We start from the raw sequence: 10,330 nt of genomic DNA, 5'->3' as shown, positions 1-10,330 counted from the left end.
GCACGTCAGAAGTTGCTGTTGCTGGTGGTGTTGCCGGGGGTGTCCTCGTCGAGGTCGCCACCGCCGTCGAGGGCGAGGTCGAGGAGGTCCTGGAGGTCCATCTCGTCGATGGACCCGCCCGGGTCGGCGGCGGCGCCCGCACCGGTGTCGGTGCCGGGGGCGTCGGGTCCGGCGAGCCGCAGGAGGGTGTCGAGGAGTCCCGCTTCGCGGATCCGGCCCATCGGAATGGTGGCCAGGGTCCGGCGCAGTTCCACGTCCTGCGGGTCGGTGTCGATTTCCATGCCGGCTGCGCCGGCCGTACCGCCGCCGCCCTCGGGGAAGAGGGTGCGCAGCAGGTGGCGGGTCAGGGCCTCGGGGTTGGGGTAGTCGAAGACGAGGCTGGACGGCAGCCGCAGGCCGCACGCGGCGCCCAGGCGGTTGCGCAGTTCGACCGCCGTGAGGGAGTCGAAGCCGAGGTCCTTGAAGGCCCGGTCGGCCGCGACGGCGTCCGCGGACGGGTGGCCGAGTGCTGCCGCCGCGTGCTCGCGCACGAGGTCGAGGAGCGCCGCGCCGCGGTCGTCCCCGGACAGTTCGGTGAGCTCGCGGAGTACGTCCGCGGACGGGTCGGCGGTCGCGGACGTGGCCGCGCCGGGGGCCTGCTCGCGCAGGGCGGCGCGTACCTCGGGCAGGTCGCCGACGAGCGGGCGGGGCCGTGCGGCGGCGAACACCGGGGCGAACCGCTCCCAGTCGACGGAGGCCACGGTCACCGCCGCGTCCCGGCCGGCGAGGGCGCGTTCCAGGGCCAGCAGGTTCGTCCGCGGGTCCACGGGCGGCAGTCCGCGACGGCTGAGCTGCTCTTCCGCGTCGCCTTCGGTGGCCATACCGGCGTCGGCCCACGGTCCCCAGGCGATCGCCGTGGCGGCGAGCCCGCGGGCCGCGCGGCGTTCGGCGAGCGCGTCGAGGAAGGTGTTGGCGGCCGCGTACGCCCCTTGGCCGCCGCTGCCCCAGACACCGGCGATGGAGGAGAACAGGACGAACGCGTCGAGGGAGTCCGGTGCGTCGAACAGTGCGTCGAGGTGGACGGCGCCGGCGGTCTTGGCGGTGACGACCCGGGCGAACCCGGGCAGGTCGGTGTGCGTGCCGGGCGGCTGGGAGACACCCGCGGCGTGCACGACCGCGCGGACGGGGGTGCCGTCGGCGGCCAGGCCCGCGACGAGTGCTTCGAGCGCGTTCCGGTCGGTGACGTCACAGGCCGCCAGGGTCACGGCCGCGCCGAGCGCTTCGAGTTCCGCGCGGACCTCGCCGGCGCCGGGCGCGTCGGCGCCGCCGCGGCTGACGAGGACGAGCCGCTGGGCACCGCGTTCGGCGAGGCGGCGTGCCACGTGCCGGCCGAGTGCGCCGGTGCCGCCGGTGATGAGCACGGTGCCGGCCGGGGTCCACCGCGGTGCGGGGCCGACGCCGGTCGACGGGGCGTGAACGAGGCGTCGTACGAACGGGCCCGCGGCGCGGAGGGCGAGCTGGTCCTCGTCGCCCGCGCCGGTGAGTACGGCCGAGAGCCGGGACAGGGCGCGCTCGTCGCACGCTTCGGGCAGGTCCACGAGTCCGCCCCAGCGGTCGGGGTGCTCCAGGGCGACGACCCGGCCCAGGCCCCAGACCTGGGACTGGGCGGCGCCGCCGAGCGTGTCGCCGGGGACGGCGGCGACGGCGTCACGGGTGACGCACCACAGGGGCGCGTCAGCGCAGCCGGCCGGCCCGTCGGGGCCGGTGAGTACCGAGGCGAGGGCGGCCGTGAGGGCCAGGCCGACGGGGACCGCCGGGTGCTCGGGGTGCGGGCGCTCGTCCAGTGCCAGCAGCGACAGTACGCCGGTGACGGGTCCGCCGGCGGCGGCCGCCTCGCGCAGCGCCTCGTCCAGGTGCGTGCGCAGCACCGCCGGGTCGCCGTCGGCGACGTCGAGCGGGAGCGGCAGGATCCGGGCCCCGTCGCCGCTGACGCGGTCGGTCAGCGCGCGGACCCACGGGTCCGCGGCCTGCGCGGCGGGTACGGGGACGAGCCAGGTGCCGCCGGCGGTCGCGGGGGTGCCCCGGTCCTCGCCGGACCACGGCTGCCAGGTGACGCGGTACAGGAGGGAGTCGGCCCGCTCCTGTGCCCGCTGCTCGCGCCGCCACGCGGAGAGGGCGGGCAGTACGGCGCTCAGCGGCTGGTCGCCGTCGATGGCGAGCTGGTCGGCGAGCGCGGTCAGGTCGGCCCGCTCGACGACGTCCCAGAACCGGGCGTCGGTCTCGCTCCCGGCGGAGCCGTCCTGGGCGGGGCCGGTGCGCGCGGTGGCGGGCTCGGGCCAGTGGCGGCGGGACTGGAAGGGGTAGGTGGGCAGGTCGACGCGCCGGGCTCCGGCCGCGGTGGCGGCGAAGTACGCCCGCCAGTCGAGGGGGATGCCCCGGGTGTACGCGTGGGCGAGGGCGGTGGTGGCGGTCTCGGCTTCGGCGTCGGGGCGCGCGGCGCGCAGGACCGGCACGAAGGCGGCGTCCCGCGTGACGCAGTCCTGGGCGAGGGCGGACAGCACTCCGTCGGGGCCGAGCTCGACGTATGTCGTGACTCCGGCGGCTTCGAGGGCGCGGATGCCGTCGAGGAAGCGGACGGCCTCGCGGACGTGCCGGACCCAGAAGTCGGCGGAGCCCATCTCGTCGGTGACGAGGGCGCCGGTCAGGTTCGAGACGACCGGGATGCGCGGGGACCCGTACGTGATCCCCTCGGCGACCTTGCGGAAGTCGGCCAGCATGCCGTCCATGTGCGGCGAGTGGAACGCGTGGCTCACGGTGAGCCGCTTGGACTTGCGGTCGGCGAACGCCTCGGCGATCGCCGAGGCGGCGTCCTCGTCACCCGCGATGACCACCGACAGCGGACCGTTGATCGCCGCGATGCTGACACGGTCCGTCAGCAGCGGCAGGACCTCGTCCTCCGACGCCTGGACGGCGATCATCACACCGCCGGACGGCAGCGCCTGCATCAGGCGGCCACGCGCCGCGACCAGCGTGCACGCGTCCTCCAGGGACAGCACGCCCGCCACATGGGCAGCGGTGATCTCACCGATGGAGTGACCGGAGAGGAAGTCCGGCCGCAGACCCCACGATTCGAGGAGCCGGAACAGCGCCACCTCGACGGCGAACAGGGCCGGCTGGGTGTACTCCGTACGGTCCAGCACAGCGGCGTCCGACCCGAACAGGACGTCCTTCAGAGGGAGTTCCAGCTTGTCGCACACCGCGTCCAGCGCGGCGGCGAACACCGGGCGGGTCTCGTACAGTTCGCGGCCCATGCCGAGCCGCTGGCTGCCCTGTCCCGTGAACAGGAACGCCAGCCCGCCCCCGGAGAGCGTCCCGCGGATCAGCCCCGGCGTCTGCTCGTCGGCCGCGAGGGCTGCGAGGGCGCACAGCAGGCCCGTCCGGTCGCCCGCGGCGAACGCCGCCCGGTGTTCGAGGCCCGCGCGGCCGGTGGCCAGAGAGTAGGCCAGGTCCGGGAGGCCGGAGCCGTCCTCGGCGACGGCCTCCTCGGCGACGGTCAGCAGCCGGGCCGCCTGGGCGCGGAGCGCCTGCGGGGTCCTGGCCGACAGGACGTACGGAACCGGTCCGGCGGCCGAAGTCGGCGCCGTCGGGCGGTCCGTGGGCTCGGGGGCCTGCTCGATGATCGTGTGGGCGTTGGTGCCGCTGATGCCGAACGAGGACACCGCCGCGCGCCGCGGCCGACGGGTCTCGGGCCACGCCGTGGTCTCCGTCAGCAGGGCGATGTCACCGGCCGTCCAGTCGACGTGCGGGGTGGGCTCGTCCACGTGGAGGGTCTGCGGGAGCACCCCGTGGCGCATCGCGAGCACCATCTTGATCACGCCCGCCACGCCGGCCGCAGCCTGGGTGTGACCGATGTTCGACTTCACCGAGCCCAGCAGCAGCGGCTGTTCGGCCGGACGGTCCTGGCCGTACGTGGCCAGCAGCGCCTGCGCCTCGATCGGGTCGCCGAGCCGCGTACCCGTACCGTGCGCCTCGACCGCGTCCACGTCGGCGGCCGAGAGCCCGGCGCTCGCGAGGGCGGCGCGGATCACGCGCTGCTGGGATGGCCCGTTGGGGGCGGTCAGGCCGTTGCTGGCGCCGTCCTGGTTGACGGCGGAGCCGCGCACGACGGCCAGGACCGGGTGACCGTGGCGCCGGGCGTCCGACAGCCGCTCCACGAGCAGCATGCCGACACCCTCGCCCCAGCCCGTACCGTCGGCCGCCGCCGCGAACGCCTTGCAGCGGCCGTCGGGGGCGAGCCCGCCCTGGTGGCTGAACTCGCTGAACGTCCCGGGCGTCGACATCACCGTCACCCCGCCCGCGAGCGCGAGGGTGCATTCGCCGCCCCGCAGTGCCTGGATCGCCCAGTGCAGGGCGACCAGCGACGAGGAGCAGGCCGTGTCGACGGTGACGGCGGGGCCCTCCAGGCCGAGGGCGTAGGAGACGCGGCCGGACATGACGCTGCCCGCGTTGCCGGTCATCACGTGGCCGAGGACGCCGTCCGGGTCGTCGGAGCGCTCCAGCTGGGCGTCGTAGCCGCCGTACGAGGCGCCGACGAACACGCCGGCCCGGGTCCCGCGCAGCGACGACGGGTCGATGCCCGCCCGTTCGATGGCCTCCCAGGAGGTTTCGAGGAGCAGTCGCTGCTGCGGGTCCATGGCGAGGGCCTCGCGCGGCGAGATGCCGAAGAAGTCGGCGTCGAAGGAGTCCGCGTCGTGGACGAATCCGCCCGCGAAGGTGCGGCGGTCGTCCTGTCCGGCGTACAGCTCGGCGGTGTCCCAGCCGCGGTTGCCGGGGAGTCCGGCGATCGCGTCGCCGCCGGTCTCGACGAGGTGCCACAGCTCCTCGGGGCTGCGGACTCCCCCGGGGTAGCGGCAGCTCATGGCGACGATCGCGATGGGGTCGTCGGCGAGGGCCGCGGCAGCGCCGGGTGTGGCGTCCGCGTCTGCGTCGTCGGTGTCTCCGAGGAGTTCGGCGCGCAGCCGGCGGGCGAGGGCGGTGGGCGTGGGGTGGTCGAAGACGAGCGTGGTGGCCAGGCGCAGCCCGGTGGCCGCACCGAGACGGTTGCGCAGTTCGACGGCGGTCAGCGAGTCGAAGCCGAGGTCCTTGAACGCCTTGGCGGGCTCGACCTGTTCGGCCGAGGCGTGGCCGAGTACGGAGGCGACCTGCGCCCTTACCAGGTCCAGCAGGGCGCGGTCCTGTTCGGGGCGGGTGAGTCCGGTCAGCCGTTCGGCGAGCGGGGTGCCCGCGTCGGTACGGGTGCGCGCGGTACGGCGCCCGGCCGCGCCGAGGAGTTCGCGGAACACGGGGGCGACGGGGCCGGGTGCGGCGGCGTCGCGCAGTGCGGCGGGGTTGAGGCGGGCGGGGACGAGGACGGGCCGGCCGCAGGCCAGCGCCGCGTCCAGCAGGGCCATGCCGTCGGCGGCGGTCAGGGCTCCCATGCCGTGCTGCTCCATGCGTCGCAGCTGCGTCTCGTCGAGGCCGGCGGTCATGCCGCTGGCGTCGGCCCACAGGCCCCAGGCGAGGGCGGTGGCCGACAGGCCCTGGTGGCGGCGGTGCTGGGCGAGGGCGTCCAGGAACACGTTGGCGCAGGCGTAGTTGGCCTGGCCCGCGCTGCCGAGGGTGCCGGCGATGGCGGAGTAGAGGACGAACGCCGTCACCGGCAGGTCGCGCGTGAGTTCGTGCAGGTGGAGGGCGGCGACGGCCTTCGGCCGCAGGACGGCGTCCAGGCGCTCGGGGGTGAGGGATCCGAGCACGCCGTCGTCGAGGACGCCCGCCGTGTGGATCACGGTGGTGAGCGGGTGCTCGGCGGGGATGCCGGCCAGGACGGCGGCGAGGGCGTCGCGGTCGGCGGCGTCGCACGCCGCCCAGGTGACCTCGGCGCCCAGCGCGGCCAGTTCCGCGGTGCGTGCGGCGGCCCCGGGCGCGTCGGCGCCGCGGCGGCTGAGCAGCAGCAGGCGGCGTACGCCGTGGGCGGTGACGAGGTGGCGGGCGACGATCCCGGCGAGGGTGCCGGAGCCGCCGGTGATCAGGGCGGTGCCGTCCGGGTCGATGACGACGGCGTCGGCCGCGGGGGCGGCGGCGGGCGGGGTGCGGCGCAGCCGCGGTACGTGGACGGCCCCGTCGCGCAGCAGCAGCTCGGGCTCGCCGGAGGCGAGGGCCGCGGCGAGGAGTGCGCTCTCGTCCGGGTCGGCGAGGCCGGCCAGGTCGCGGACGTCGGCGAGGAGGAAGCGGCCGGGGTTCTCGGTCTCCGCCGAACGCAGCAGCCCCCGGACGGCGGCGTGCGGGAGGTCCTCGCCGCCTTCGCCGGGCCCGGCGACCGCGCCGCCGGTCACGACGACCAGGCGGGACGCCTCGAACCGGGTGTCGGCGGACCAGGCGCGCACGAGGGCGAGCGCCTGGTGCGCGGCCTCGCGCAGGGTGTCCGCCGCGAGGGGGCCGCTCTGGCGGGGGAACGGTGCCAGGACGTAAGCCGGTACGGGCAGGCCCGCGTCGACCGCCGCGCCCAGCTCGGCCAGGTCGGCGTAGCGGGTGGCCCGGCCGAGGCCGGTGGGGCCGAGGACGGCCCAGCCGCCGGCGGGCTCGGCTGCGACGGCGTCCGGCCGGAGCGGCAGCGGCGCCCAGTCGAGCTGGAACAGTGCCTCGCGCAGGACGGCCGGTACCGGCAGCGGGGCGCCGGTCGTCCCGGTGGTCCCGTCCGTGAACGGCCGCGGGGCCAGTCGGCCGACGCTCGCGACCGGGTCGCCGAGGTCGTCGGCGAGGTCCAGGGCGAACGCGCCGTCGGCGGCTGGCCGGATACGGACGCGCAGGGCGCCCGCGCCCTGCGCGTGCAGGGTCACGTCCGACCAGACACTGCCCGGCCCGACGCCCGGGCCCGGACGGTCGGCGTACGGGAGTGCCAGGGCGAGCGCGGCGTGCGCGGCGGCGTCCAGCAGCGCCGGGTGCAGGCCGAAGTCGGCCGCGTGCGGGCGCTCCTGCGGGTCGCTCTCGGGCAGGCGCACCTGGGCGAAGTACGCGCCGTCGAGGTGCCAGGCCGCCTCGACGGTGGCGTGGAGGTCGTCGGTGGCGAGGGCTTCCGCCCCGGCGGGCGGCCACGCGGCCAGGTCGAGGGCCGTGGCGCGCGCGGCGGGCGCGAGGGCGCCGTGGGCGTGGCGCGTCCACCCGGTGGCGCCGGTGGTGTCGTCCTCCGGCCGGGCGGACACGGTGAAGGTACGGCGGCCCTGCTCGTCGGGGCTCTCGACGAGCACCTGGACGCGGACGCCGCCGTCGGCGGGCAGCGCGAGCGGCGCGTCGAGCACCAGCTCCTCGACGTGCCCGCAGCCGGCCTGGTCGCCCGCGCGTACGGCGAGTTCGACGAACGCGGCGCCCGACAGGACGGCCGTGCCGGCCACGGTGTGGCCGGCGAGCCAAGGCTGGGTGCGCAGGGAGAGCCGGCCGGTGCACAGCACCTGCTCGGAGCCGGCCAGGGTGACGGCCGCGCCGAGCAGCGGGTGCGCGGCCGGGTCGAGTCCGGCGACGCTGACGTCGCCGGCGGGCGCGGCACCGGGCTCCAGCCAGTAGCGCTCGTGCTGGAAGGCGTAGGTGGGCAGGTCGACGCGCTGGGCGCCGGTGCCGGCGAAGTACGCCTGCCAGTCGACGGTGGCGCCGTGGGCGTGGGCGCGGGCGAGGGCGCCGAGGGCCGTCTCGGGTTCGGGCCGGCCGGCGCGCAGTGCGGGAACGAAGGCCGCGTTATCGCCGGTCACGCAGTCCTGGGCGAGCGCGGACAGCACGCCGTCGGGGCCGAGTTCGACGTACGTGGTGACTCCGGCGTCCTCCAGGGCCCGGATACCGTCGAGGAAGCGGACGGCATCGCGGACGTGGCGGACCCAGAAGTCGGGTGAGGCGATCTCGTCGGTGACGAGGGCGCCGGTCAGGTTGGACACGATCGGGATGCTGGGGCTGTCGTACGTCAGCCCCGCCACGACCTGGCGGAAGGCGTCGAGCATGCCGTCCATGTGCGGCGAGTGGAACGCATGGCTGACGGTAAGGCGCTTGGTCTTGCGGTCGGCGAACGACTCGGCGACCGCCGTCGCGGCGTCCTCGTCACCGGCGATGACCACCGACCGAGGGCCGTTGACGGCGGCGATGCTCACGCGATCGGTCAGCAGCGGCAGGACCTCGTCCTCGGAGGCCTGGACGGCGATCATGGCGCCGCCGGCGGGCAGCGCCTGCATCAGGCGTCCCCGCGCGGCGACCAGGGTGCACGCGTCGTCCAGGGAGAACACGCCGGCGACGTGCGCGGCGGCGATCTCGCCGATGGAGTGGCCGGAGACGAAGTCCGGCCGCAGACCCCAGGATTCGAGGAGCCGGAACAGCGCCACCTCGACGGCGAACAGCGCGGGCTGGGCGTACTCCGTACGGTCCAGCACCGCGGCGTCGGACCCGAACAGGACGTCCTTCAGTGGGAGTTCCAGCCGTGCGCACACCGCGTCGAGAGCGTCCGCGAACACCGGGTGGGTCTCGTACAGTTCGCGGCCCATGCCGGGGCGCTGGCTGCCCTGGCCCGTGAACAGGAACGCGGTGCGGCCCTCGGCGACGCTGTCCGTGACCAGGCCCGCGGCCTCCTGGCCGGCGGCGAGCGCGGCGAGGGCGGCGGCGAGGTCCTCGTCCGTACGGCCGAGGAGCACCGCGCGGTGTTCGAGGGCGCCGCGCGTGGTGGCGAGGGAGTAGCCGAGGTCGAGGGCCGGGGCGGCGCCGTCCTGGGCGCGGGCGGCGATCAGGCGGGCGGCCTGGGCGCGCAGGGCGGCGGCGCTGCGGGCCGACAGCGTCCAGGGGAGCACGGCGGGCCTGGCGGCGGCCGGGGCGGGGGCCTGGGCGGGCGTCTCACCCTCCGGGACCTCACCCTCCGATCGCTCCTCCTGCGGGGCCTGCTCGATGATGGTGTGCGCGTTGGTGCCGCTCACCCCGAAGGCGGAGACGGCCGCGCGGCGCGGGGCCCCGGTCTCGGGCCACGCCATGGACTCGGTCAGCAGCGACACCGCTCCGCTCGACCAGTCGACGTCGGGGGTCGGCTCGTCGACGTGCAGGGTCCGCGGCAGCACCCCGTGGCGGATCGCCATGACCGTCTTGATGATGCCGGCGACACCGGCGGCGGCCTGCGTGTGGCCGATGTTGGACTTGAGGGAGCCCAGGCGCAGCGGCCGGCCCTCCGGGCGGTCCTGGCCGTACGTGGCCAGGAGGGCCTGCGCCTCGATGGGGTCCCCGAGCCGGGTGCCCGTGCCGTGGGCCTCGACGGCGTCGACCTCGGCGGCCGACAGCCGGGCGCTCTCCAGGGCCTGGCGGATGACGCGCTGCTGGGAGGGGCCGTTGGGGGCGGTCAGGCCGTTGCTGGCGCCGTCCTGGTTGACGGCGGAGCCACGGACCACGGCGAGCACGGGGTGCCCGTTGCGGCGGGCGTCGGAGAGGCGCTCCACCAGGAGGACGCCGACGCCCTCGGACCAGCCGGTGCCGTCGGCGGCCGCCGCGAACGACTTGCAGCGCCCGTCGGCGGCGAGGCCGCGCTGACGGCTGAACTCGACGAACACGTCGGGGGTGGGCATCACGCAGACGCCGCCGACCAGGGCGAGCGTGCACTCGCGCTGGCGCAGGGCCTGCCCGGCCAGGTGCAGGGCCACGAGGGAGGAGGAGCAGGCCGTGTCGATGGTCGCGGCGGGCCCCTCCAGGCCGAGGACGTAGCTGACCCGGCCCGACAGCACGCTCGTCGCGCCGCCCGTCAGGAGCAGCCCTTCGAGCCCCTCCGGGACCTCCCGCAGGTCGGCCCCGTACCCCATGGCGCCCGCGCCGATGTAGACGCCGGTACGGCTGCCGCGCACGGACGCCGGATCGATTCCGGCCCGCTCGAACACCTCCCAGGACGCTTCCAGGATCTGGCGCTGCTGCGGGTCCATGGCGAGGGCTTCGCGCGGCGATATGCCGAAGAATCCGGGGTCGAACACGGTGGCGTCGGTGAGGAATCCGCCGCCGGTGTTGTAGAAGGTGCCCTTGCGGTCGGGGTCGGGGTCGGCGAGGGAGGCGATGTCCCAGCCGCGGTCCCCGGGGAATCCGGTGATGGCGTCACCGCCCTCGGCGACCAGCCGCCACAGGTCCTCCGGGGAGCCCACTCCGCCCGGGAAGCGGCAGCTCATCGCGACGATGGCGAGGGGCTCGTGGGCGTCCTGCTCGACCTCCTGGAGACGGCGGCGGGCCCGCCGCAGCTCCGTGGTCATCCACTTCAGGTTTTCGAGAAGCTTTTCTTCGTTCGCGCCGGCCACTGGAACGTCACCTCCTGGAGAAATGC

1 protein-coding gene is annotated in these 10,330 nt (G+C 76.0%); it reads right to left on the bottom strand.

Features of this window, described 5'->3' with window-relative positions; all coding sequences use genetic code 11:
- Positions 1–5: 5 nt before the first annotated feature.
- Positions 6–10,304, bottom strand: coding sequence for a type I polyketide synthase (locus JYK04_RS36125; RefSeq protein WP_189748024.1), 10,299 nt, complete (start codon positions 10,302–10,304; stop codon positions 6–8).
- Between the last annotated feature and the right edge of the window lie 26 nt (positions 10,305–10,330).

The sequence above is a fragment of the Streptomyces nojiriensis genome (genome assembly GCF_017639205.1).
In the GTDB taxonomy this organism is placed as follows: Bacteria; Actinomycetota; Actinomycetes; order Streptomycetales; family Streptomycetaceae; genus Streptomyces; species Streptomyces nojiriensis.
Note: the sequence above shows the minus strand (reverse complement) of the source record. Positions and strands in the feature narration are given on the sequence as shown.